The following is a 25,335-nucleotide window of genomic DNA, read 5'->3' on the forward strand; positions in this document are numbered from 1 at the left end:
GTCTACATCAACAACCTTGATATTGAGTGTTGCTGTCTGACCAGGCTCAACTGTAACTGTATCGATAGCCCAGATGATACCGCCCTGAGGAGCAGTCACTGTAGTAGTTGTTGTAGTTGTGGTAACACTTGTAGTAGTTGTTGTAGTTGTAGGAGGATTGCCTACTCTTACCCAACCGTCTGTAAATGTTACCTTATCTGTGATGTTGTTACCGTTCTCGTCGCTTACGAACTGCTTAGCCCAAGTTACAGGGTAGATGCCGTCAGCGCAATCTTCGGGAACCTTGAATGTGATTGTGAACAGCTTATCGCCATCCTTGGCTGTCTTGCTGATACCGCTAGCCTGTGCGAATGCAAAGTGCTGCTTTGTATCGTTAACAACAAGATCTACGCCGTAAGGCTTTCCTGCTGACTCCTGATAATTAAGAGGAGTTGCTCCGTTTACATCAAACTGAGCAGCAGAAACTGGAAGATCAGCGTCACCCTTTACAGCTACCTGGAGGGTTACGTTATCGCCTGCATCTGCATCGACCTTAGGAATAACCCACTCAACAGTACCTGTTACAGGCTTGCCGACTGTGATAGAACCGTCAACGAAGATAATATTTGAAGTAATATTTCTTCCATCGGTATCGCTTACGAATGTGTCAGCCCACTTAACGGGATATGTTCCGTCGGGGCAGTCTGTGGGAACCGTATAGGATACGGTATAGATAGCAGCCTTGTCAGCTGCTGCAACGCCCTTACCACCAGTATTGCCGAAAGCAAATGACTGCTTGTCGTCATTCTTTGTGAAAGCAGCGCCGTATGCAGTGCCGTCTGTGAAGCTTGAATACTTTACAGCGTCAGCTGCCTGAAGCTTGAACTGAGCTCCTGCAACGGGAACTGCAGCCTTAGCTGAATCATCAACAACAGCCTTGAGGGTTACTGTTTCGCCCTGTGCAGCGGTTACGTTGTCGAGGACCCACTTTACCTTACCGTCTGTTACATCATTCTTGACTGTGATTGAACCGTCAACGAATGTAACTCTGGAGGTGATATCCTTACCATCGGCATCACTTACGAATCCGCCTGACCACTTGACATCATATGTGCCCTCTGTACAGTCGGAAGGTACCTTGTAAGTAAATGCAGCTACGGTTGCCTTATCAGCCGCTACAATACCTGTACCTGTTGTTCTGCCGAATGCGAATTTATGTTTTGCATCGTTTACTGTAAGAGAAGTTATGTAAGCTCCTCCCTCCTTAGCGGAGTCGTAAACGATAGGTGAATCAGCGTTTACATCGAACTGAGCACCTGCAACTGCAACTGTTCCTTCGCCGGAAGCATCTACTGTTGCCTTTACTGTTACTGTTTCACCGGGAGCTGCTGTGACCTTGTCAAGCACCCATTTGATCTTACCTGTGTTGTTATCCTTCTTAACGATGATAGCACCATCAGTAAGAGTAACCTTACTTGTGATATTCTGTCCGTCTGTATCACTTACAAACGCATCAGACCACTTGACATCATATGTACCTTCAGCACAATCAGCGGGAACTGTATATGCAAGAGTAAGTACAACCGAATCATCAGCTGCAACTATTCCTCTTCCTGCACCCTGTCCAAAAGCATACTTACTATTATTGTACACAATGCCTGAACCGTAAGCGTCACCGTCCGTCTTGGACGAATAACTTACGCCTGTCGCCGCCTGGATCTTGAACTGCGCACCAGCAACTGCAAGACTTGAACTCTTGACTACTACGGGCATAGTGACCGTCTGGCCTGGAGCTGCAGTTACTGTTGGGATAAGCCATTCAACTGTTCCGTCAGCAGCGGTTCTGTTAGCAGAAACATCCAGTACTTCGCCTAAACTAACATTAGGCTGCACAGCGGATAAACCACCGGCAGCACTAACTGACGAAGCAAATGCACCTGCCATGAGCGTAAAGCTCATGGCAACGGATGTAACTGCTGAAAGCAGTTTCTTCATCAGTGCATTTCCTTTCCGAGCGAATCGCTCTATTTAATTAGTACGTCCTTAGTTTACCCGTCACTTACTGAGGAAGTGTGATGAGTTCAACGATAGCCTTGAGGATTGCCTCAGAGTCAGCTACAGTGAGCTTTACGCCTGCAGGATCAACTGCTGCGCCGGACTTATCCTGAGGATCAACAACGTCTGCGTTAACCTTACCCTGATCAGTAATGTTAGAATATGTAGGATCGTTGAGGAATCTGTTAAGAACTACTACGTCAGCAACATTTACAACGCCGTCGCAGTTTGTATCGCCCCATGTAGGAACGAGCTTTGTGCCGGGCTGAGGTGTTGTTACAGTTGTAGTTGTTGTGGATGTTGTTGTTACAGTTGTTGTAGTTGTTGATGTTGTAACAGGCTGCTTACCAACTGTAATTGTAAGAGGTGTGTAGGAAGCAGTGTACTTATCGCCTGTGCCGCCTTCCTTGAATACCTTAAGCTCGCTGTCAACGAAGCCGATTACATAAGAATCGCCATCCTTAGCAGTAGCAGGAATTGTTACGTAGAATGTGAATGCATCCTTACCGTTGGAAACCTTCATAGGCTCACCGTCAGTACCTGTGCTTGTGAAGTTAGCACGGAGCTCCTTCTCATTCTTAGCAAGCTTAGCGTTGCCGCAAGCCTCTGAGTTGTTCTCGAACTCGTCGATTGCAAGACCTGATGTGCTGAACTGAACGTCCATACCTGCACATGTGTTGTTACCAGCGTCAACCTTTACGCAAACTGTAACCTCGTCGCCAGCATTTACGTTGATTGCTGACTGATCCTTATCATCAACAAATGAGAACTTGAACTCTGCATTTGATGTCTGGCCGCCTGTTGTAGTTGTTGTTACAGGGGGCTGTGTAACTGTTGTTGTTGTACCAGGATTAGGTGTACCAACATTGATTGTAAGAGGTGTGTAGGAAGCACTGTACTTATCGCCTGTGCCGCCTTCCTTGAATACCTTGAGCTCGCTGTCAACGAAGCCGATTACATAAGAAGTATCCTTAGCATCTGAAGGAATTGTTACATAGAATGTGAATGCGTCCTTACCGTTGGAAACCTTCATAGGCTCACCGTCAGTACCTGTGCTTGTGAAGTTAGCACGAAGCTCCTTCTCATTCTTAGCAAGCTTAGCGTTGCCGCAAGCCTCTGAGTTGTTCTCGAACTCGTCGATTGCAAGACCTGATGTGCTGAACTGAACGTCCATACCTGCACATGTGTTGTTACCAGCGTCAACCTGTACGCAAACTGTGATCTCGTCGCCAGCCTTTGCGTTTACTGTTGACTGACCCTTGTCATCAACAAATGAGAATTTGAAATCAGCATTTGATGTCTGGCCGCCTGTTGTAGTTGTTGTTACAGGGGGCTGTGTAACTGTTGTTGTTGTACCAGGATTAGGTGTACCAACATTGATTGTAAGAGGTGTGTAGCCAGCTGTGTACTTGCTGCCTGTGCCGCCTTCCTTGAATACATTAAGCTCACCGTCAACGAAGCCGATTGTGTATGATGTATCCTTAGCTGTAGCGGGGATTGTTACGTAGAATGTGAATGCATCCTTACCGTTGGAAACCTTCATAGGCTCACCGTCAGTACCTGTGCTTGTGAAGTTAGCACGGAATTCCTTCTCATTCTTAGCAAGCTTAGCGTTGCCGCAAGCCTCTGAGTTGTTCTCGAACTCGTCGATTGCAAGGCCGGATGTGTTGAACTTAACATCCATACCTGCACATGTGTTGTTACCAGCGTCAACCTGTACGCAAACTGTGATCTCGTCACCGGGGTTAGCGCTAACAACAGAATTGCCCTTATCGTCAACGAACTTGAAGTTGAAGTCCTTGTCGCCGGGTGTTACAGTGCCGACTGTAGTTGTTGTTGTTACAGGGGGCTGTGTAACTGTAGTTGTTGTACCGGGTGTTGAACCGTTCTCTGTAACTACGATAGTCATTTCCTCGAGCTTGAGGTTATTGGAAGCGAGGTTGTACTTGGACTTAACGTCGTTTGTCTTAGCCTCAGCCATAGGAGCCATAACTTCATTAGCCGGATCGGGATCTGTATCGTACTTACAATATGTGATGTGATATGTACCTGCTGCGATTGTTGCAGGGATATTTACATCGAATACATATACAGGGAATGAATCAGACTTAGCGCCTGCCCATGTATACTCTTCACCCATGTTCATCCATGAGCAGCCGAGGAAGTAGTTGTCAGTACCTGCAGCTGACTGTGAAGAATCAAGACCGAACTTAGCAAGGCCGGCAGCTGAATACTTGCCACGCTTGCTGAGCTGTCCGCCGAATGATACGTAGCAGTCAGTGCTTGCTGTACCGCTTGCCATTACCTGCTCCTTCTCAGCTGAGAAGTAAGGCTGGTCGGGCTCATAAACCTTGGGGAAAGTAATTGCGGATGAGTCAGTTGTAAGATGAACAAGGAAAGATGTTGTGGAAGCAGATTCCTCTGAGTAATATAAAGCAGCAGGGAATGTATATCCGCTTGCAGGAATATCCTTCTTATCGATAGTTACAGTTGACTTACCGTCAGCAGATGAAGGCTTATCAGCATCATATGTTTTTACAGCAAAGCCTTTGGCAGTGTCTGCAGCGCCTACAGTTGAAGGAGCTACCACGCTAACCATTGTTGCAGCCATACACAGTGATGTGACTGCAGAAATCAACTTTTTCATTTGTAATAATTCCTTTCTTTAGGTTTTCACGCCTATTAATAAAACATAAATTGGGTTTGTATTCCTTTGTAAGGGGGACAAATCAGATAATCTCGGATCAAAGCTCTGTGATGCTGTGGAGCAGATACTTCTGGATCTTTACAGCGTCATCGCCTGTAAGACCTACTGTTGAATCATCAACATCGCCATTTGCCTTACCAACTTCTGTAAGAGGCTTATCGGCTGTTCCGCCAATGCCGTACTTGTTGGGGTTAGCAAGTGCCTGCATGATGAGAATTGCATCTGCAAGATCGACTTTTCCATCACAGTTTGAGTCTCCGCGCATAGTAACCTGAGGCTGCGGATTACCCACTGTTACGCTTCCGTTTGTTACACTGACATCGAGCTTAACGGGCTTGCCGTTTGACTCGTAGCCACAACCGATCTTTCCATTGACTGCCTTTGAACCTGAGTATGTCTCACGGTCGATGGGCACGATAGAAAGCTCAGAAACTGTGCCATCCTTGGCACTCTTTGAAACAGTACCCTTGATGGTGCAGAATGTGCCATCTTTCTTCAGCCAATAAGAAGAATCCTCGGCAGCAGTTGACCAGATAAGACTCACATAACCCTCTTTTGCGTTTATCGAGCTCTCATAAAGATCGCTGAGTGCAGCTGAGGCATCACCTGATGTAGGAACTTCCTTTACGATAGAACCCGCATCTACTGAATTGATTGTGAGCACGCTGCTGTCATACTTAACAGCAAAGTCAATTGCCTGAATGCCGGAAGATGGAATATCAGCCAGCGATACGTTCACCGTGAACTCCCCACCTACCTCTGCGCTTGTTTTGCCAACGGATATCTGCACTGTTTCGCCGGCAGCTGCAACAGGTGCAAGTGAGCAGACTGAAAGTGAAAGCATCGTAGCAGCGATAGCTCCGACGACTACCTTTTTTGTCTTCATTATTTTTTCCTCCTTCTTCAATAATGCTATATAACAAAGGAACGGGGTGCCCCTTTAATTATATCTTGTCTTAGTGCAGCGGATACACGTTCCGCCCTCCCTGCAAAACCGTATCACCGATATACGAATGAAAGCCATGCAAAGCGGACGGCATGAACTGCCGCTGCTCAGTCATACAGACGTGGCTTAAGCTGTCCGAGCTGCGGTTAACGGCGGACCATCTTCCGATCCGGCGTTTGTCCACGCCGCTCTGAAGCTCCCCTCTGCCGTCAGCCTGTGACTGAAAACTTCGCTCTGCAGGCAGTGGTTTTGTCGTAAGACGCATCACACTGCCGTGATGAGATACTTAATCCCATATCTATATTTATTCATGATTTCATTATATATCAGGTCTAAAAAAAAGTAAATAGGTTCATACTGTTTTTGGTATTTTACCTAAACAGCAAATCTTATTTTTGCACGGTTTGCACAATGATGTTTTTCCTCAAAAACCCCACTCAAACGGGGCATTTGAACTAAAAATGAATTTATTGAATTATTTGTCCAACTTGCGGAATTCGGCAGGAATCTGCTCCTCTATTATGCGGTTGATAACGTCCCATCCGAACTCTGTATAAGTGCCCTGAGGCACCGCATACGGGAGCCCGTGCCTGTCGGCAAGCTCCTTGGAATATTTGCTGTAAGGATAGATCTTCATATTCGAGAAATCGTCCTCATAATGTATTATAGTCGGTATACATCCGACATTTTCAAGCGAGACCTCATTGGTCACGCCGTCGACAACGATATCGAAATCGGGCAGCTCTCCCACAACATTGAAGTTGTCGGTCTGGGCACAGATGAAGTTGCCCATCGAGTAATAGACAAATCCGCGGGTTCCGTCATCGCGCGGTATCCATTCCATAGTCTCTGCTGTATGTGTATGGCAGCCGAGAATCACATCTGCTCCCCAGCCGACCATCTTGTTTGCAAGCTCAATCCTGTCCTCGGTAACGACAGTGGTATCATCCTGACCCCAGTGAGCGGAAACGATGACAACATCTGCCATCTCCTTTGCTTCCTTGATCTGGCGTTCGATGACGTCCTCTTCATCATTCTTGATGACTCTCAGCGGAACGTCATTGAGCAGATCGTCAAAACCGTTTATATGATGACAATACGCAAGGAAAGCGATCTTCACGCCATTGACCTCACGCACACGTATATTGTTTGCATCCTCCTCGTTAAGGTAAGCGCCGAGAACTGTGAGATTGTTTTCCTTAGCCTTCCTGTTCCAGAAGTTTATGGACTCCTCAAGTCCGTCCGTACCCATATCGAGCAGGTGATTATTTGCCATTGTGAATACATCGAAGCCGCAGTCGATAACTGCATCGGCTACCTGGGGAGGAGAATTGAACAGAAGGACTCCGCCCTCTGCGCCTCTCACCTCATTGCTCTCTGAGATGACAGTCTCCTGATTGAGTACAGCAACATCTGCTGCCTCTATGATATACTTTACCTCGGAGTACATCGGCTTGAAATCATATCCATTTCCGCCTGCAAGTTTTTCAGCGTTCTTGAATACCGAATAATGTATGAGGTTGTCTCCCGCAGCCGTTACGTGCACGACCTTATCGGGAGGAAGTGTGGTAGGTTCTTCGGTGGTCTCTTCCGGAAGGGTTGTTTCGTTTTCATCTGAAGCAGTACCAGAACGGGGATTAGCCTTGCCGATAACGTGTCCGCCCGCACAGCTAAAACCGCAGACAGCGAGTGCTGCTATAACAGCGAGTGCTCCGAAAGCACGTCCTTTTCTTAGTTTCATAAATACTCCTTTGCGAAAGTGCATAATCCCCCTGAAAAAATGCCGCTTTCTGAAATCATTATATCACATTATTTTTGATTTGGCAATTACAAATTGTATCAAACTTAAATGAATTTACATTGCGTTTTATAATTCGCCTGATTAAATCTTTACCGCAAACGACGTAACTACGGCAAATACAAGCATCCAACTTTATTATTTGCCTATTTTTGTATATTCATACAAATTTTTCTTAACAATTTTATGCAAAGTAACAACAGTTCTCCGTTTTGTCCACTTTGTATACATATTAAATACACTCAGTTTATTCCGCGGCTTCTCTGGAGTTCAATGAACTCCTCTGCCAGAGCTTCGGCCTCAGCATAGGAAGACAGCTGATAACAACGTCCGCGGAACTTTGCCGAGCCGTAATAGCCGTTCATATACCATGCTGCGTGCTTTCTTGCTTCGTGCATGGCAAGCTCCTCGCATTTTTCGCTCAGTCCGGTGATCAGGCGTATATGCTCCAGCATTATGCGCATTTTCTCCTCAAGAGAAGGAGGCTGATACTCACTGCCTTCCATCCTTGCGGCTATCTCACGGAATATGAACGGATTGCCGTAGCTGCCTCTGCCTATCATAACAAGGTCACAGCCTGTCCTGCCGTACATCTCATCACAGGACGCAGCGTCTGTGATGTCGCCGTTGCCTATGACGGGAACGGAAACTGCTTCCTTTACCGCCTTTATGACGTTCATATCGGACTGGCCGCTGTAAAACATATCCCTTGTGCGCCCGTGAACTGCTATGGCCGCTGCTCCCGAAGCTTCAAGAGCCCGAGCCATCTCGGGAGCATTGATGCTGTCGCTGCTCCATCCGCTGCGTATCTTAACGGTAACGGGAGTGTCCCCTCCCGCTTTTACGGCAGCCTCCGTTATTGCAGCTGCAAGCGCCGGATCCTTCATAAGTGCCGAGCCTGCCCCCGTCCCGACGACCTTCGGCACAGGACACCCCATGTTTATGTCGATGATGTCGGGACGGTAGTCCAGAACTATCTTCACGGCTTCTGCCATAAAGTCAGGCTCACTGCCAAAGAGCTGCACAGCCATGGGACGTTCCTCCTCAGTAACTGTACAGAGCTCTGCGGTCTTGCGGTCGCTGTAGCATATCCCCTTTGCAGACACCATTTCGCTGACAACGTAAGCAGCTCCGTACCTCTTGCACATGAGCCTGTACGCTCTGTCCGCCACGCCTGCCATAGGAGCCAGCGCAGCAGTCCGCGGAATGGTAACATTTCCTATTTTTACAGTATCAATCATTCTTATTCTCCGCAGTCTCCTTCTCCTTGTTCTTGAATACAAAGAGCTTGCTGAGAATATAATTTGAAATGAATATGGCTACCTGGCTCAGGAAGGTGATGAGAGTCTTGCTCATTCCCAGCCAGTCACAGCAGATAAGGAAAATAGCCTCCTCAAGTCCCAGCGTAGCCAGTCTTGCTCCGATGAACGATGAAAACACCTTCCAGAACTCCTTTGAGGTCTTTGTCTCGTTCTTGAAGACATACTTCTTATTGGTGTAGAACGCAAATAATACTGCGCATATCCATGAAAAAACAACACCCGCGGTGCTCTCCCACTTTGGCTCTCCGGGTACCGACCAGAAAAGCAGCAGCTTTATTACGATGGATACCAGCGTAGTAAGGCAGCCAAAGATGATGTAAAGCCATTTCTCCTCGTATTTGTAGTATATTTTCTGAAGAGGCTTCGGAAGTATTGAAACACACCACTTTATAAATTTCTCCATTTCATCTGTCCTTTCAAAAATACAATTGCTTTTATATAATAGCAGTTTACAGATAGAAATGCAAGTCATTTCATGTGATTTTCACGCAACTGTTGACTTTTTCGTGAAAAATGCCTTAATGTCTCCAATATAAATAAACGACTCAATGCACGCAGAAGTGACATTTCCGCGGGATTTTTTCGTTACCTCTCCGAGCAGGAGAAATAAACGCCGGCTTTTCGGCTTTCACAGGCAATAATTCCATATACTTGTAGTAATTTGCTTTGTGAATATTACACTAAGTCCACAGAGTATTTTTGGTATAAAAACATATTGTTTATTGACGGTAAATATGCTATAATAATCGTAGATTGATCTTTTTACACAGTCGGCTGTACCGCATTCGTTTTAGTTTCAAATGTACCAAGGGTTTTATCAAGGAGTGTAACTATGATTGATTTCAAAAAATTTTTCTGCGCATCCGTGGCTGCACTGACGATAGTTTCAACCTCCGCAGCCGCAAACGATACCGCATCAGGTGATCCGCTCTGTATCCGCGCCTATGCTTCCGAAGCACTTGACGGCGAAAGGACTGCCACTGTATATGAGCATCCCGTATCGGGCATAACCGTGGTTTTCAGAGTAGTGTACTTCAGAAAGTACGATGAGGAAGCTTACGGTCATACCAACTCCATATACGACGCTCTGGAGCGTCTGGATTATGACGGCAGCTTCAGGAACAGAAGAGATAATATTGCTCCGTTCAACGGCTTCACCGATTACAGCGGAACTGCGGAAGAAAATACAAAAATGCTGGCGCTTCTTAAAAGCGGCAGTCTCATCAAGAGAAAAACCTACATACACGCTTATTACGGCTGATAAACTACGCTCTGTTTTCATTCCTTCGGCAACCGCCAAGGAATTTAAAAGCTCCCCTTGCGGGGAGTTTTTTATTTTATCCGGAGCTGAACTGGTATTGCATTGATAATTGTTTGTCAATATCATACTAATTTTTTGCATGCATTTTGTAACATATTTATCTTGAACTCTCTCCTGCCCATGTGTTATAATATTCAAGGATTAATCTTTACAGCAGCTGCCGCGGCAAACAAATCAACAGTATATTTATCAAGGAGAAATACAATGAAAAAATTCAACAAGATTATGTGTACAGCTCTGGCTGCACTTACTATCGTTTCATCATCTGCTGCGATCAGTAGCTCATTTACAGGAACCGGCTTCGGCACAGCTATCACTGCCGATGCAGCCAAGAGCATACAGGACGAAGTCCTCGACTCATATAACAAGATCATTAAGGATTACGACAAAAGGATCAGCAAGTGCGAAGCTAAATGCAACGACCTTGCAGCCATGGCAAGCAAAGAAACAAATGCTCAGAAGAAAAGAGAATTAAACGAAAGAATAAAGAAGGGCAAGTATATAATAAAGGAACTCAAGGATGAGCGCAAGCAGACCATCGCTAACCGCGACGCAATGTTCTACAAAAAATATACAGGCAATACAGTATCCATAGTTGACGCTTTAAAGGCAATAGGTGTAAATCCCACAACTGCAACTCTCAATAAGATCGCCAAATACAATGAAATTGCAAATTACACCGGCACAGCTGCCCAGAATACCAAGATGCTCAACCTTCTCAAAAAGGGCAAGCTTCTCAGGAAACAGGCTGCTGTAATCCTTGTGGCAACAATTATCAATATAGATTTCTGATCTTAGTGAAACAGCAAAAAACTCCCCGTACGGGGAGTTTTTTATCATACAATGTATTTATCAATAGTATTATCCGACTTTTCAATCAATTCGGCGCTGCATTTTTTAAGCAGCAGATCCCAGTTCGGCCTCCTTGATGACATATTATGAGCGTCACTGCCGAAAATAAGCGGATAGCCCTCCTTCATCAGCCTTTTCACGAACCTTTTCTGCGAAAAGCTGCCGAAAGCCTCGTTGTTTATCTGGTACACCGCCCTTTTGTCAAGGACTCTGTCCAGCTGAGACCTGCTATAATACTCGGTATATCTGTGTATATGCGCATAGATGATCTTCAGTCCGAACTCCGAGGCGATATTATATATCTCCTCCGACATCCAATCCTCATAACCTCGGTACGGCAGCTCCATAAGTATGAGGTCAGTGCCCTCCATGACAAGCTTTTCGATGCCGTCCAGCTCTGATACGCCGTGCTCCACCGCCACCTCAGCGCCGAGAAGCATATTCTTTACGGGAGATCTTTCCTTAACAGCCTCAAAAGCAGCCTGCCGCTTTTCAAGGAAGCTTTCCACTGACTTTTCCCTGTGGGCGTAAAAGTGGGGAGTAAAAACCACTCTTTCCACCCCCTGCTCCTTCATAAGTCCGAGCATGGCAAGGGAGGTCTCAACGCTGTCCGAGCCGTCGTCCAACCCGGGAAGCACATGACAGTGATGATCAGTAAGCATTATTTACCGCCTTTTTTCTTTTTGCTCTGGTTCTTTTCCTCGGTTTTTTTCTCAGACTTTTCAGGCGTCTCTGTTTTATCCTCATCGCTGTCCTCTTCATATTTAACACCATAGCCGTAGCCCTTGTCGTATCTGTACTTTGAATAGTACTTTCCGCTCCGGCCTGTCTTTATGTCGTTGAGTATAAAGCCCAGCATATTCATCTTTGCAAATTCTATCTTCTTCATTGCGTTGTCGATATCATCTGTGGTTGTTTTTGCGTAACGTGCTACCATGATAATACCCGACACCTTGTTTGCCAGCTCCATTGCGTCCGTAACAACGTTTACAGGCGGAGTATCTATGATTATAACAGAATATCTCTCACTGAGCTGGTCAAGTATATTTTCCATATTCGATGAGGCAAGGAGCTCTGACGGATTGGGCGGTATGGGGCCTGCAGTCATGATGTCCAGATCCTCCATGACGTCCTTGGAGATACACTCGTCAAGTGCAGCCATTTTACTTATGGCAGTAGAAAGGCCCTTTTTGTTCTTTATGCCAAATATCTTATGCTGACAGCTCTTTCTGAGGTCTCCGTCAATGAGGAGCACCTTATTGCCGCCCTGAGCAAGAGCAATGGCGATATTGGCAGAAGTAGTGGATTTGCCCTCCGAGGGATTTGCAGAGGATACTGTAAATATCTTCTTCTCCGAGGTGGAGAGAGCAAAGGTGATGTTTGTTCTTATGGACTTATAGCTTTCAACTACGGCAAAAGGAACATTTTTATCCGTGAGCTTGACATGATTATCATCAACGTCCTTTTTCCTCTTCTTGCTTTCGTCGAACTGCTGTATCTCACCGATGATGGCCTTCTTGTAGCTTTCGCCCAGACGGCCTGCGTCCTTGACGGTATTATCAAAGAAATCGATAACTACGATGATGCAGGCAGCCAGCATGGCAGCAGCCATGAGGCCCAGCATGGTATTCTTCTTTACATTGGGGGCAACAGGCGAATTGTATACCTCCGCCGTTCCGATAGTATTAATTTGGCCGACGCCAACGGCATCGTGCAGATAATCGGGAGCTACCTTTGCGATATCATTGCATATGGCAGCCGAAACCTCGGGATTCTTTGTAACGGCCGAGAGCTTCAGCGCACTGGTATCCGTTACCGAGGATATGCTTATGCAGCTGCGCAGCGAAGCAGGTGTTATCCTTCCGTTGACTACCGAAAAATTCTGCTCAAGAACATCGTTTTCGAAGCTCCCCCTGAGCTCCTCCGCAACGGCATTCATAACAGCGTCGTCCTTCATTACCTCCATATAGGTATTTATGAGCTGCTTGGAATTGTTTATATTATTAAAGTTCTGATCTGGATTTTCGTTGAAGGTGGTATAGCTCTGTATATACATTGAGATATGCGACGCATATTTCAGCGGCATAAGGAACTTTGAAACACAGAACGCAGCAGTCCCGCCCAATACTGCTGCAAGTATGATGATCCACAGCTTGCTGAGAAGCAGTGCGACCATCGACTTCAGGTCCAACATATCTTTTCCGTCATTCTTCAATTTTCATATCCTCGCTTTTCTGTAAATTGTTCTATATAATGTATTATATTGAGATAAATATACATTACGTAATAGTTTACATAATACATCTATATTATAATACATATATCTATAATCTGTCAAGGATAAATAAAAAAACCGTCCATTTTTATCGCAATTGCACAAGAGGATAATTTTCATAAGTTGTAATATGCAAACATTTATCAAAACAGATAATAAAGTTTTTCCCCTGCAGAAGCCGTCATTATACAAGAAGTATCATACAAGTGCTTCCTGCTGCATGAAAAAATCCCGTCTTACAGGGCTATATATGTTTTTTATCTGCAAAAGGCTGCCCGAAGATATATCACTTGTGATTTTATACAATGCAGCTGACGGAAACTTATGTTGTATTATTATTGAAAAATACTGTCATTTTATGGTATAATAGACACATATCCACGTTTCATCTTACTTGACGGAGGTAAAATCTATGAGCAAGGAAACCAAAAAACCAAGAAAAAGAAAAAGCAGCAGCAACACTGTGGAGATCAACATTGATCCCAAAAAGCTTATCAGCGGCAATCCCATGCTTGTACTGGGCTTTATCATAGCTGCACTGGTTATAGGCTTTATAGCTGCAAGATATTTTTACAAGACCGATCACAGTCTCAATCCCGTATCTCAGGAGACCACGGTGGACTCCGTGACTCTTGAGGAGATAATCACTCCCGCAAGTGATCTTATAACCATGAAATACAAATACACCGATGCGGACGTCTACGAAAACAGCAAAAAAGCCTTCGGCGTCAAGATACCGCTCACCACAGACAAGGTCATCTTCACATACAGCGGAGTAGTCAGCGCAGGCATTGATCTTTCACAGATAACCTACGACATCGACAACGACAAAAAGACTATCACGGTAACACTTCCGAAGCCGAAGTTCCTGTCTCACGAGATGGACGAATCTGGCTTCAGGTTCTACGATGCAAAGAACTCCATATTTACCGAGACCAAGCTTGAGGACTACACCAGTCTTATGGCAAAGCTTAAGTCGGCAAAGGAGGTACAGCTGAGGAACGACGGCGAGTTCTTCCCCTCTGTCACCGAGAATGCAAAAAAAGTGCTGAACGATCTTTTCAAGATCGCCGATGCCACTAGCGAATACGAGATAATCTACAAATAAAAAAAGCTCCCCTTCCGGGGAGCTTTTTTATGCTCTTGTCACTTTATCAGCATAACGACCATATCCCATATCAGATCAAATCCGGTTTTACTTATAATTAATATAAACACTGCCAGCTCTTTCTTTGCGGATACGCCCTTTTTGCGCTGACTTTTATAAGTCTTTGTGCGTGGATAAATAATAAGACCTGCAAGACCTGTCAGAAAAAAGATACCGTTCATCACAGTATCGAAGATCTTTTTCTGATCTCTTGAAAATCCAAGCGTACTCGGTATTGTTATTACAAATATCGTCGCAGCTATCACAAAAATTATTATTGCAGCAATAACATATTCCCGCAATATGATCTTATGATCTTTATCGCCTTTTATAATTGAATGCCGCGGATTTTTTTCGTCATAAAGCACAGTCACGGACTGTCCCTCCTGAAAGCTGAACTCATCGTCATTGGTCTTCATAACAGTTTTATAGCGTCTGCCGTCAGTAGAAAAGTCAACTTTAACTGTATACATAATTTTGTCATCACCACTGTCGGGATCTTTATAAGGCTGATTTATAATTCTGACGATATTCCCTTCTGCTTCCGACGTCAGCGTTGATATATCTTTTTTAAGAATATACCAGCGAATCGCGTACAACATAATCATAGCCGTAATTACCGTCAAACACAATAATACTGTAAACATATTCCCCCCATATATGCAGTAAAGGGCTGCCGCAAAGCGACAGCCCTTTTATTTACAAGTTACTTATATCAGGAATCACTTGTTGAGATTTGCTTCGATCATGTCGAGCTCATCATAGAGTGCCTGGGGGATATTGCCGCCCTTAGCCTTGATGTCCTCATCATAGTATCTTCTCATCTCAGCGATCTCCTTCTTCCACTCTTCCTTGTCAACTGTGAGGAGCTTCTGGAGAGCAGATGCAGGAACCTCGTCCTCGATGCCCTTGAGGTTGATATCCTCAGCCTTGGGGAGGAATCCGATAGGAGTCTCAACAGCGTCAACCTCGCCCTCAACTCTCTTGATGATCCAGTCGAGAACTCTCATGTTGTCGCCGAAGCCAGGCCAGAGGAAGTTGCCTTCTTCGTCGGTTCTGAACCAGTTAACGTTGAAGATCTTAGGAGCCTTGCTGCCGAGTCTTGCGCCCATTTCGAGCCAGTGAGCCCAGTAGTCGCCTACATTGTAGCCGATGAAGGGCTTCATAGCCATAGGATCGTGACGGAGAACGCCTACTGCGCCTGTTGCAGCAGCAGTTGTCTCTGAAGATACAGCAGATCCAAGGTATGTACCGTGTGTCCAGTCAAATGACTGATATACGAGAGGAGCAGTTGTAGCACGTCTGCCGCCGAAGATGATAGCGGAGATCGGAACGCCCTCGGGGTTATTGAACTCGGGAGAGATGCAGGGGCAGTTCTGAGCGGGAGCTGTAAATCTTGAGTTGGGGTGAGCAAGCTTCTTGCCCTCAGCTACCCAAGCCTCACCGTCGCACTTGATACCTGTCCACTCTGTTGCATCCTTGGGCGGATTCTCGTTGAGCTTCTCCCACCATACAGTGTTATCGCTGTTGTCGAGAGCAACGTTTGTAAAGATAGCGCCGTTCTTTGTGCAAGCAAGAGCATTATAGTTGGACTTAGCGTTTGTTCCGGGAGCAACGCCGAAGAATCCGTTCTCGGGGTTGATAGCGTAGAGTCTGCCGTCCTTGCCGGGCTTCATCCATGCGATATCATCGCCGACTGTGAATACCTCATAGCCGTCCTTCTTGTATCCCTCGGGGGGAATAAGCATAGCCAGGTTTGTCTTACCGCAGGCAGACGGGAAAGCAGCTGTGATGTACTTAACATCGCCGTTGGGCTTCTTAACACCGAGGATAAGCATATGCTCAGCCATCCATGCCTCGTTCTTGCCCTGGAAGGAAGCGATACGGAGTGCGAAGCACTTCTTGCCGAGGAGAACGTTTCCGCCGTATGCGGAGTTGATAGACCAGATTGTATTTTCCTCAGGGAACTGAACGATGTATCTCTTTTCGGGATCAACGTCAGCCTTGGAGTGGAGACCTCTTACAAAGTCATCGGAAGTATCGCCGAGGTTCTCAAAAGCCTGCTTACCCATTCTTGTCATGATGTTCATGTTGAGTACAACGTAGATAGAATCTGTTACCTCAACACCGACCTTAGCAAGAGGAGAACCGATAGGTCCCATTGAGTAAGGGATAACGTACATTGTTCTGCCCTTCATTACGCCGTTGTACATGGGAGTAAGGAGAGCCTTCATCTCATCGGGAGCCATCCAGTTGTTTGTAGGACCTGCACCCTTCTTTTCCTTTGAGCAGATGAAAGTTCTGTCCTCAACACGTGCAACGTCGTTGGCACGGGTTCTGTGGTAGAGGCAGTTGGGGTACTTCTCGGGGTTGAGCTTGTACATTTTGTCCCAGCTGTCATCGGGAAGAGAAGTAACCTCTTCGATAAGAGCATCTATCTGCTCCTTTGAACCGTCGATCCATACAACCTTTTCAGGCTGACAGAGAGCTACCATTTCGTCTACCCACTTTAATACGTTGGGGTTTTTTGTCAGTGACATTGTATAATACCTCCTAAAAATTTATCATATAAATGCAGCAAAAAAAGCGCCGCAGAATGGAAAGTCAGGCAAAAGCCAAACGTCCCTCTGATACTATTATATCTGGTTTTTGTCAATAAGTCAATAGAAACAGGTCATATTTTGACGGTATTTTTTCGGAATAGCAATATTACCGAAAAATATTGCACTTTTTGCTGTAAGCCCGCTGCAACAGCGAAAAACCGCGGCAGACCGTTGCGATGATATATAAAAAAGCACACGTTGTTATTCTTTTGTCAATGTTGAGCCATATCTTTTCAGCCTTTTATTTGCTATTTTGCAGGAAGTGTGTTATAATAAATATGTATTGCCTTCGGCAGCTGCGGCGACACCTTACCGCTGCCGAAGATCAAAGCCAAGAAAAGGAGCCTGCTATGAAACTACTTGCTATCGACGGCAACAGCATACTCAACCGTGCATTCTACGGTATAAAGCTGCTGACCAACAAGAAGGGCGAATTCACCAACGCCATATTCGGCTTTATGAACATATATCTGCGCAATATCGGAGACATACGTCCCGACGCCGTGGCTGTGGCCTTCGACCTGCGTACTCCCACCTTCCGTCACAAGGCGGTGTCCTACTACAAGGCAAACCGCAAAGGTATGCCTCCGGAGCTTGCCGAGCAGCTCCCGAAGGTAAAGAAGCTCCTTGAGCTTATGGGTGTGAAGGTCGTGGAATGTGAGGGCTACGAGGCCGACGACGTTCTCGGCACCCTTTCAAAGCTCTGCTCAGACAGCGGAAATGAGTGCTATGTACTGACGGGAGACCGAGACAGTCTCCAGCTCATTGATGACAAGGTAACAGTGGTTCTTGCCACAAATAAGGAGAATATCTATTATACTCCCGAAAAGTTCAATGAAGACTACGGCTTTGAGCCCATAAAGCTCATAGACCTTAAAGCCCTCATGGGCGACAGCTCCGACAATATCCCCGGAGTTGCAGGTATAGGCGAAAAGACCGCCTCTGCACTTATTAAGGAGTACGGCTGCATCGAGAACCTCTACGAAAACTACGAAGCTTCGGGACTTACCAAGGGCGTCAAGGCAAAGCTTGCCGCAGGCGCGGAAGCTGCAAAAGAGAGCAAATGGCTGGCTACCATCGTCCGCGACGCTCCCATAGATAACGACCTCAGCTCCTATATCCCCGTAACTCCGGATACTGCGGCGGTAAGTCTTATGCTCAGCGAGCTGGAGATGTTCAAGCTCCTTGACAAGCTGGGAATAAGCGCCACGGAGGGAACAAACTCCGCCTCCGAAGCAAAGGCAGAGGAAGCCCCTGTGATAAATGCTGCCGTAAGCGAGCTTACAAAGGATATTATATGCAGGCTCACCGAATGTGAGTACCTTTTCCGCAACGAAAAGCTCTCCGTTCGCGACGGCAGCAGCGTTTACACCTCCGAAAACGAGAATACCATCAGGGCTTTTTTGGCCTCTGACTGCAATAAATCCACCGACGATGCAAAGGCACATTACCGCTGGGCAATGGCTCACGGCAGCGAGCTCAGAAACCTTCGCAGCGATGCTGCCATATGCGGCTACCTGCTGAACACCTCCGCCTCCGATTATGCCGTGGACAAGCTCTGCGCCGAATACGGAACCCTCTTTTACAGCGAGAACGGCGAACTTGCCGAGCTTCTCTCCCTCCGCGGACTTATTGAAAAGCTCCGCAGCGAGATAGCAAAAGAGGGCATGACAGACCTTCTCGAAAAAGTGGAGATGCCCCTCACCGAGGTGCTTGCTTCCATGGAGGACACAGGCATCCTCATTGACAGGAAAGGCGTCGAGGACTTCGGAACATACCTTACGGAAATGATAGAGGAGACTCAGCAGATGGTCTTCGACGACGCAGGCCATGAATTCAATATCTCATCCCCAAAGCAGCTGGGAACCGTCCTCTTTGAGGAAATGGGACTCCCTGCAAAGAAAAAGACAAAGAGCGGCTATTCCACTAATGCGGAGGTGCTCGAGGAGCTCCGCAATTATGCTCCCATAGTGGACAACGTGCTGAAGTACCGCCAGTATACAAAGCTCAATTCCACCTACGTTGCGGGACTTCTGGACAAGATCGCTCCCGACGGACGTATCCATACCTGGTTCAGGCAGACGGAGACCCGCACCGGAAGAATAAGCTCCACAGAGCCGAATATGCAGAACATCCCTGTCCGTACAGAGCTGGGAGCGCAGATGAGGAAATTCTTCACCGCCGCCGAGGGGAAAACCCTTATTGACGCAGATTACAGCCAGATCGAGCTGCGTGTAATGGCTCATCTCTGCGGCGACGACAATATGATAGAGGCCTTCAATTCGGGAGAGGATATACACACCTCAACAGCCGCACAGGTATTCGATATGCCGCTGTTCATGGTCACCCCCGAGATGCGAAGCGCCGCAAAGGCAGTAAACTTTGGAATAATATACGGTATCGGAGCCTTCTCCCTTGCCAAGGATATAAACACCTCGGTGGCAAAGGCCAAAAAGTATATTGCCGATTACCTTGCAAAATACCCCAAGGTTGACAAGTTCATGGAGGACACTGTGAACAACGCTTTCAGAGACGGCTATGTCACCACCATGTTCGGCAGAAAGCGCCGTATACCCGAGCTCTCCTCGTCCAACAAGGTATTGCAGGCAGCAGGAAAGCGTATCGCCATGAATACTCCCGTGCAGGGAACTGCTGCCGATCTTATAAAGATCGCCATGATAAATGTATACAACCGCCTCAAAGCCGAAAAGCTTGACGCGAAGCTCATATTGCAGGTACATGACGAACTCATCATCGAGTCGGATACAGCCTGCGCCGAAAAGTGCGCGGAGATCCTCAGAGAGGAGATGCAGGGCGTTTACGAAATGAGAGTTCCCCTTGCAGTTGACGTTCACACAGGTCATTCATGGTATGACGCCAAGGGCTGATCCGGAATGTGAAATTCGAAATTGTAGGGGCGGATATTATCCGCCCGTTAATCCCGTAAAAATCCAAATTACCATGTGTAGGGGACGGCGTCCTCGACGCCCCGCAAATCACACATAAAAGGGCTGGAACCAATGAATAATTCTCAATTCTCAATTCTCAATTCTCAATTAAATTACGAGGAGCTTTCAGCTCTGGACAGACTATGCGTGGGTGCGGACGGCTGGAGCGCGGAGGACTTCCGCTCGGAAGCCGTAAAGTGCGGCGGGATAGTTCTTGCCGCATATGACAATGACTGCCTCGCAGGTCTTATTGCCGGCTTCACCGCCGCAGATACGGGAGAGATACTCACTGTGGCCACTGCTCCGAAGTACCGCAGACAGGGCGTGGCAAAAATGCTCATGGAAGCTTTTTTAACTGCTGTTCCCGAAGATGTTGACACTCTTGCCCTTGAGGTAAGGCAGTCGAATACAGCCGCCATAGAGCTGTATAAAAGCTTCGGCTTTGAAAAGGCAGGAACGCGGAAGAGGTTCTACCGCGCCCCCGTCGAGGACGCAGACGTTATGGTGCTCAACAGAACTAAGAGCTAAGTGCAGGGACGCCGGATGTACGCCCCTGAGCAGATAAATAAAAATGAAAGAAGATACAGTATGCTTATATTAGGAATAGAAAGCTCCTGCGACGAGACCGCCGCAAGCGTTGTAAAGGACTGCCGCACCATTCTTTCGTCGGTAGTTTCCACTCAGATAGAGGAGCACAAGAAGTACGGCGGAGTAGTGCCTGAAATAGCTTCAAGAAGGCACTGTGAGAACATCCTGGGAGTAGTCCGTCAGGCTCTCGACGAGGCTGATGTCAGTCTCTACGACCTTGACGGCATTGCCGTGACCTATGCTCCCGGACTTATAGGAGCCCTCCTCGTGGGAGTGAGCTTTGCAAAGGCTCTTGCCATGTCGGCAGGAAAGCCGCTTATTCCCGTCCACCATATAGCAGGTCATATCGCTACAAATTATCTTACCTTCCCCGACCTTGAGCCGCCTTATCTCTGCCTTGTGGCAAGCGGCGGTCACAGCCATATAATAGAGGTGCTGAGCTATACGGAATTCCGCGTAGCAGGCAGGACTCACGACGATGCCGCAGGCGAATGCTTCGACAAGTGCGCAAGGGCTATGGGCTTTCCGTATCCCGGCGGAGTACATATCGATAATGCTGCAAAAACAGGCGACAGGAACGCATTCAGACTCCCCCACCCTGCCGTTGCGGGAAGCGAATTCGACTTCAGCTTTTCGGGACTCAAGACCAACGTGATAAATCTTCTCCACAACGCCGAACAGAAGGGCACCGAGATAAACAGGAATGATCTTGCGGCAAGCTTACAGGGAACCATCGCTGACATACTCACGGACAAGACCATAAAGGCCGCAGAAGCTCTGAGCTATAAAAAGGTCACACTTGCAGGCGGAGTTTCCGCAAATACAGGAGTACGTGCAGCTCTGTCCGAAGCCTGCGCAAAGAAGGGCTTTGAGTTCTATATGCCCGAAAAGAAGCTCTGCGGCGACAACGGTGCCATGATAGCCTGTCAGGGCAGCTACAATTTCATTGCAGGCATTACCGCCGACGAGAGCCTTAATGCCATTGCTACTCTTTCCATGGAAGAAATATAAGACTGTACCCTGTCCCTTTACGAAAGGCGGTGTGTGATTGAACCGAATAATAGATAAGCTGGCTATAATACTGCTGTGTACCATGAGCGTAGTGTCTGCCGACAGTCTTACTCAGCCCGTAGCCATACTGCTTTCTGCCGTTATCATTTCCTCGGCAGTACAGCTTCTTACGGGAACTGCCGCAGCTGCTGTTCTCATAGCAGGCGGTTCGCTGTTATGCGGATTCTTTCCGCTGTTCCTGTGCTTTATGCCGCTGCTTCTTTACGACGCGATGTGGGAAAAGAAGTTCTGGCTGATACTCCCCGCAGTGACCGTACTGAGAAAGATCGAAATGCTGAAAAGCTCGCAGCTGATAATAACCGCGGCTGCCTTTGCCGTTACGGTCATTATATATTTCCGCGTGTCGGGACTTGAAAAGACAGTGAAAAAGCTCACCGCTCTCCGAGACGAGGTGGCAGGCAAGAACCGTCAGCTGGCAGAGCAGAATCTGCGCATCGCAGAGGCACAGGACAACGAGATACACCTTGCCACACTGAAGGAACGAAACAGGATCGCCCGTGAGATACACGACAATGTGGGGCATATGCTCACCCGCTCGCTTTTGCAGTCGGGAGCCCTCATAGTTATAAACAAGGACGAGCAGCTGAAAGAGCCCCTTGAAAGTCTGCGCTCCACTCTCGACAGTGCCATGACGAGCATACGTGAAAGCGTACATGACCTCCACGACGACTCCATAGATCTGACCAAGGTAATCGAGGAATGCATAAACTCCGTGGACAGCCGGTTCACCGTGGATCTGGACTGCGATGTAAGTGAGCATATGTCGGGAAATATAAAGCTCTGTATGATAGGCGTCATAAAGGAAGGACTTTCCAACGCTGTGAAGCACTCAAACGGCGATAAGATAAGTATAATCGTCCGTGAGCACCCCGCCTTCTGTCAGCTGATGATGGAGGATAACGGAAGCTGCTCCGAAATAAAGGAGAGCGGCATAGGTCTGAAGAATATGCGCGACAGAGTTGAGGCACTGAAGGGAAGGATAAGCTTTACGCCGTCCCGTGAAGGCTTCAGGATATTCGTGTCCATACCGAAGTGATTTTTTAGTTCAGAGTTGAGAGCAGACAGCTTAGAGTTAATGAGTTCGCTTCGCTCACATTATAAAAAATATCGCTGCAGGCGACTCCACAGCTCTCAATTCTCAACTGTTAACTTTGCGCGAATGTGCAATAAAGGAGTTATTATGAACATAGTTGTAATAGACGACGACAAGCTTGTTGCTCTGTCGCTCAAGACCATACTTGAAAGCACAGGCAGCATAACCGTTGCTGCCATGGGCTATGACGGCTCCGAGGCTATCGGTCTCTACCGTACCCATAAGCCCGACGTCATGCTCATGGATATTCGTATGGAGGGCATGACGGGACTGGAGGCAGGCGAAAAGATACTGGAGGAATTCCCCGACGCAAGGATACTCTACCTCACAACCTTCTCGGACGATGAATACATTGTAAAAGCTCTGAATATAGGAGCAAAGGGCTATATACTCAAACAGGACTTTGACGGCATCGCCCCTGCGCTGGAAGCTGTCATGCGCGGACAGAGCGTGTTCGGCGATAAGATAATGACAAAGCTCCCCGAGCTTATGAAGCCCAAGGGAGCCTATGACTTTGCGGCTCACGGCATCAGTGACAAAGAGAGCGAGATAATGGCTCTCGTGGCAAAGGGACTGAGCAATAAGGAAATCTCCGCTCAGCTCTTCCTCGGAGAGGGCACCGTGAGGAACTATATAAGCAATCTTCTGGATAAGCTGGATCTGAGAGACAGAACCCAGCTTGCTGTATACTACTACACGGAAGTAAGATCATAAGATACAGAACGGGCTGCACGACAACGTGCAGCCCGTTCTGCGTAATTAATCAGAGTGTAGTCTTTCCAAGGAGATATTCTTGGATCTTGACAGCATCATTTGGTGTGAGACCCTTGGTCTCAGTGTCTACATCGGCATTAGCCTGTCCCTGCTCTGTGAGATGCTTGGAAGCTGTGCCGTTAAGACCGTACTTGTTGGGGTTTGCAAGGCTCTGTAATATAAGTACAGCGTCTGCAAGATCAACATTGCCGTCGCAGTTTACGTCGCCCTTTAATGTAGGCTGTAACGAACTGCCGCCGTTTGTTGTAGTTGTGGTTACGATCGGTCTTGTCGTAGTAGTTGTTGTGGTAGTAGTTGTTGTCTTTGGAGGCTCGCTGCCGCCTGCTCTGTAAACAGCCTTGATGGTAACGCCCTCGCTTACGGGTACAGTGATCTCAGGAGATGTTGTATCGGAAACTGTTGCTCCGGTAACCTCCCAGTGATCGAAGCTGTAGCCTTCCTTCGCCTCAGCCTTTGCTGTAACGGGATAGTCTGTAAAGTACTTTCCGCTCCATGTGCTGATCGAATCATCCATTTTAATGGTGTTGAACTTCAGTGAGCCCTTGCTGCCGTCGTTGCTTACATTGACTGTTGCAAGACTGCCTGTAAGTCCCATATAGCTCTTCATCTGGCTTGTAACATTGCTGTATCTTGTATTGTAGAATGTTTCAAGGAGCTGATAATCCTCTTCAAAGGTCTGCTCGTTGTGAGTGTGCTTGGATGAGGGGAAACGCTTGTATGTATCCAGTATCTGCTGCTTGAAGCCCTTGTAGTAGTTGATAGCTTCTGTAGTCTTCTTTGTATCGAAGTTGTAGTTTGCCATATCCATGAAGGAGATCTCAAACTGCTTCCTGAACTCTGCATTCTTCATAAGGTTTGTGAATGCGCCGCTGAGAGAGCCGCCGCCCATACCAAAGCCGCCCATTCCGAAGCCGCCCATTCCGCCGCCGCCGAACTGGCTGAAGCTGTTGTAGGTAGGACCTGTCTCGTTTATCTTATCAGCAAGGCTTGCAGCATACTCTGTATCAAACAGTACCATACGCCACTTGCCGTCTGCGTAAGGATTCTCGGGATCAACTGTATTTGCACGCCATACGCCTGTATTATTGCTCGGCCAGTCCTTGTTAGCCCAGTAGATCTGAGCTGCGAAGTAGTCGATAAAGCTCTGGATATCAAGCTTTTCAGCTATCTGCTGATAAACTGCGTCGCTTGTCATATCTGCACTTGAGATCTGGCTGAGGAGGCTGTTCCACTCCGAGAGATCCTGATCATTGCCGTCCTCAAGAGAGTTATTCTTTATGAAAGCAACATCATTCTTCTTGATGCCGTAATGTGACTTGAAGTAGTCTGTGTTGTACTTCTCCATGAGCTGATAGATGCCCCAGAACTCGCCGTCGATGAAGAGTATGCACTCGCTTGTAGCCTGTGTAGCCATATCTCTGTCGCCAACGAGGGACTGGTTTACGGAATCACGGAAGAAGCCGGCCATATTGTCGTTACCGCCGTTTCTGATGGTAAAGCCGTCAAACTTGTCGATGACCTTGTTGTTCTTTTCCTTGGTTGACTTGCCGCTGAACAGGTCATACTCAACGCTGCTCTTGCCGTAGTCCATACGTGCGAATATATTGAAGCTCTTCTGAGCCCATGCTCTTGAAGCTGCGCCCTTGGTTCTTATTCCGACATCCTGTGAAACAACGCTCTTGCCGTTCTCAAAGATCTCGATATTTGCGGGGCGCTCCCAGGCTGCACCCTTCTGGTTGTAGTTAGCCTGAGCCATGAAAGCAAAGTCTCCCATGCCTCCGCCCATACCGCCGCCGAAGCCGCCGTCCTGACCGCCGAAACCGCCGAAGCCGCCTGCTGCACCGCCCTGCTGAGCG

Annotated in this window: 19 protein-coding genes; 8 read left to right on the forward strand and 11 right to left on the reverse strand. The window is 47.3% G+C overall.

Translation table 11 applies throughout. From position 1 onward, the window contains the following. The 6 genes from RF007C_RS03665 to RF007C_RS03690 form a co-directional block, all read right to left on the reverse strand. Positions 1-1,974, reverse strand: a 1,974-nt coding sequence (locus tag RF007C_RS03665) for a cohesin domain-containing protein (protein WP_037297365.1), incomplete at its 3' end; no start/stop codon positions are given. Positions 1,975-2,038: 64 nt separating this feature from the next. Further along, positions 2,039-4,681 carry a hypothetical protein gene (locus RF007C_RS03670; protein ID WP_037297368.1) on the reverse strand — a complete coding sequence of 881 codons (2,643 nt, stop codon included), beginning with the start codon at positions 4,679-4,681 and terminating at the stop codon, positions 2,039-2,041. A gap of 97 nt (positions 4,682-4,778) precedes the next feature. Beyond that, entirely contained in the window at positions 4,779-5,627 is an 849-nt protein-coding gene (locus tag RF007C_RS03675; protein ID WP_037297371.1) for a cohesin domain-containing protein, read from the reverse strand. Positions 5,628-6,162: 535 nt separating this feature from the next. Next, positions 6,163-7,428 (reverse strand): CapA family protein, encoded by a 1,266-nt coding sequence (locus RF007C_RS03680; protein WP_037297384.1) that lies wholly within the window; start codon positions 7,426-7,428, stop codon positions 6,163-6,165. Positions 7,429-7,727: 299 nt separating this feature from the next. Beyond that, a complete protein-coding gene (gene dusB, locus RF007C_RS03685; protein ID WP_082316680.1) occupies positions 7,728-8,726 on the reverse strand; it encodes a tRNA dihydrouridine synthase DusB in 999 nt (332 codons plus the stop codon). Continuing rightward, positions 8,719-9,210 carry a GtrA family protein gene (locus tag RF007C_RS03690; RefSeq protein ID WP_019678981.1) on the reverse strand — a complete coding sequence of 164 codons (492 nt, stop codon included), beginning with the start codon at positions 9,208-9,210 and terminating at the stop codon, positions 8,719-8,721. The genes dusB and RF007C_RS03690 overlap by 8 nt, the downstream gene beginning before the upstream one ends. A gap of 429 nt (positions 9,211-9,639) precedes the next feature. Between RF007C_RS03690 and RF007C_RS03695 the strand changes: the two genes are divergently transcribed. After that, entirely contained in the window at positions 9,640-10,068 is a 429-nt protein-coding gene (locus RF007C_RS03695; protein WP_037297387.1) for a hypothetical protein, read from the forward strand. Between the two features lie 264 nt (positions 10,069-10,332). Further along, positions 10,333-10,920 (forward strand): hypothetical protein, encoded by a 588-nt coding sequence (locus RF007C_RS03700; protein ID WP_019678979.1) that lies wholly within the window; start codon positions 10,333-10,335, stop codon positions 10,918-10,920. A 44-nt stretch (positions 10,921-10,964) separates the two neighbouring features. Here RF007C_RS03700 and RF007C_RS03705 read toward each other — a convergent pair whose 3' ends face one another. Further along, positions 10,965-11,642, reverse strand: a complete 678-nt coding sequence (locus tag RF007C_RS03705) for a CpsB/CapC family capsule biosynthesis tyrosine phosphatase (RefSeq protein ID WP_037297390.1) — start codon at positions 11,640-11,642, stop codon at positions 10,965-10,967. Beyond that, a complete protein-coding gene (locus RF007C_RS03710; protein WP_242836267.1) occupies positions 11,642-13,174 on the reverse strand; it encodes a polysaccharide biosynthesis tyrosine autokinase in 1,533 nt (510 codons plus the stop codon). The genes RF007C_RS03705 and RF007C_RS03710 overlap by 1 nt, the downstream gene beginning before the upstream one ends. 493 nt (positions 13,175-13,667) lie before the next feature. Between RF007C_RS03710 and RF007C_RS16285 the strand changes: the two genes are divergently transcribed. Then, positions 13,668-14,363, forward strand: coding sequence for a DUF4230 domain-containing protein (locus RF007C_RS16285; protein WP_051456501.1), 696 nt, complete (start codon positions 13,668-13,670; stop codon positions 14,361-14,363). A gap of 38 nt (positions 14,364-14,401) precedes the next feature. On the opposite strand, the gene RF007C_RS03720 is transcribed toward RF007C_RS16285, so the two are convergent. After that, positions 14,402-15,049 carry a DUF3592 domain-containing protein gene (locus tag RF007C_RS03720; protein WP_082316681.1) on the reverse strand — a complete coding sequence of 216 codons (648 nt, stop codon included), beginning with the start codon at positions 15,047-15,049 and terminating at the stop codon, positions 14,402-14,404. A 75-nt stretch (positions 15,050-15,124) separates the two neighbouring features. Continuing rightward, positions 15,125-16,942 carry a phosphoenolpyruvate carboxykinase (GTP) gene (locus RF007C_RS03725; RefSeq protein WP_193385746.1) on the reverse strand — a complete coding sequence of 606 codons (1,818 nt, stop codon included), beginning with the start codon at positions 16,940-16,942 and terminating at the stop codon, positions 15,125-15,127. A gap of 413 nt (positions 16,943-17,355) precedes the next feature. Here RF007C_RS03725 and polA point away from each other — a divergent pair, with 413 nt between their 5' ends. From polA to RF007C_RS03750, 5 genes are all read left to right on the forward strand, one after another. After that, entirely contained in the window at positions 17,356-19,893 is a 2,538-nt protein-coding gene (polA, locus tag RF007C_RS03730) for a DNA polymerase I (protein ID WP_037297400.1), read from the forward strand. 132 nt (positions 19,894-20,025) lie between these two features. Next, on the forward strand, positions 20,026-20,481 hold the full coding sequence (gene rimI / locus RF007C_RS03735) for a ribosomal protein S18-alanine N-acetyltransferase (protein WP_037297401.1): 456 nt from the start codon (positions 20,026-20,028) through the stop codon (positions 20,479-20,481). A 60-nt stretch (positions 20,482-20,541) separates the two neighbouring features. Further along, positions 20,542-21,552, forward strand: a complete 1,011-nt coding sequence (gene tsaD, locus RF007C_RS03740; RefSeq protein WP_037297405.1) for a tRNA (adenosine(37)-N6)-threonylcarbamoyltransferase complex transferase subunit TsaD — start codon at positions 20,542-20,544, stop codon at positions 21,550-21,552. 37 nt (positions 21,553-21,589) lie between these two features. Beyond that, positions 21,590-22,648: a sensor histidine kinase gene (locus tag RF007C_RS03745; RefSeq protein ID WP_037297402.1), complete on the forward strand. Its 1,059-nt coding sequence runs from the start codon at positions 21,590-21,592 to the stop codon at positions 22,646-22,648. A 144-nt stretch (positions 22,649-22,792) separates the two neighbouring features. Beyond that, entirely contained in the window at positions 22,793-23,419 is a 627-nt protein-coding gene (locus tag RF007C_RS03750) for a response regulator transcription factor (protein ID WP_019678971.1), read from the forward strand. A gap of 49 nt (positions 23,420-23,468) precedes the next feature. Here RF007C_RS03750 and RF007C_RS03755 read toward each other — a convergent pair. Next, the coding region (locus RF007C_RS03755) for a CotH kinase family protein (protein WP_193385747.1) at positions 23,469-25,335 on the reverse strand (1,867 nt) is incomplete at its 5' end.

The sequence above is a fragment of the Ruminococcus flavefaciens 007c genome, assembly GCF_000571935.1.
In the GTDB taxonomy this organism is placed as follows: domain Bacteria; phylum Bacillota; class Clostridia; order Oscillospirales; family Ruminococcaceae; genus Ruminococcus; species Ruminococcus flavefaciens_F.

What these genes read in the sequence shown, in the direction of transcription:
- RF007C_RS03690 (WP_019678981.1), bottom strand. Translation starts at nt 9,210, where the DNA reads ATGGAGAAATTTATAAAGTGGTGTGTTTCAATACTTCCGAAGCCTCTT.
- RF007C_RS03695 (WP_037297387.1), top strand. Translation starts at nt 9,640, where the DNA reads ATGATTGATTTCAAAAAATTTTTCTGCGCATCCGTGGCTGCACTGACG.
- RF007C_RS03705 (WP_037297390.1), bottom strand. Translation starts at nt 11,642, where the DNA reads ATGCTTACTGATCATCACTGTCATGTGCTTCCCGGGTTGGACGACGGC.
- rimI (WP_037297401.1), top strand. Translation starts at nt 20,026, where the DNA reads ATGAATAATTCTCAATTCTCAATTCTCAATTCTCAATTAAATTACGAG.
- RF007C_RS03725 (WP_193385746.1), bottom strand. Translation starts at nt 16,942, where the DNA reads ATGTCACTGACAAAAAACCCCAACGTATTAAAGTGGGTAGACGAAATG.
- RF007C_RS03720 (WP_082316681.1), bottom strand. Translation starts at nt 15,049, where the DNA reads ATGTTTACAGTATTATTGTGTTTGACGGTAATTACGGCTATGATTATG.
- polA (WP_037297400.1), top strand. Translation starts at nt 17,356, where the DNA reads ATGAAACTACTTGCTATCGACGGCAACAGCATACTCAACCGTGCATTC.
- dusB (WP_082316680.1), bottom strand. Translation starts at nt 8,726, where the DNA reads ATGATTGATACTGTAAAAATAGGAAATGTTACCATTCCGCGGACTGCT.
- RF007C_RS03670 (WP_037297368.1), bottom strand. Translation starts at nt 4,681, where the DNA reads ATGAAAAAGTTGATTTCTGCAGTCACATCACTGTGTATGGCTGCAACA.
- RF007C_RS03710 (WP_242836267.1), bottom strand. Translation starts at nt 13,174, where the DNA reads ATGTTGGACCTGAAGTCGATGGTCGCACTGCTTCTCAGCAAGCTGTGG.
- RF007C_RS03675 (WP_037297371.1), bottom strand. Translation starts at nt 5,627, where the DNA reads ATGAAGACAAAAAAGGTAGTCGTCGGAGCTATCGCTGCTACGATGCTT.
- RF007C_RS03750 (WP_019678971.1), top strand. Translation starts at nt 22,793, where the DNA reads ATGAACATAGTTGTAATAGACGACGACAAGCTTGTTGCTCTGTCGCTC.
- RF007C_RS03680 (WP_037297384.1), bottom strand. Translation starts at nt 7,428, where the DNA reads ATGAAACTAAGAAAAGGACGTGCTTTCGGAGCACTCGCTGTTATAGCA.
- RF007C_RS03700 (WP_019678979.1), top strand. Translation starts at nt 10,333, where the DNA reads ATGAAAAAATTCAACAAGATTATGTGTACAGCTCTGGCTGCACTTACT.
- RF007C_RS16285 (WP_051456501.1), top strand. Translation starts at nt 13,668, where the DNA reads ATGAGCAAGGAAACCAAAAAACCAAGAAAAAGAAAAAGCAGCAGCAAC.
- tsaD (WP_037297405.1), top strand. Translation starts at nt 20,542, where the DNA reads ATGCTTATATTAGGAATAGAAAGCTCCTGCGACGAGACCGCCGCAAGC.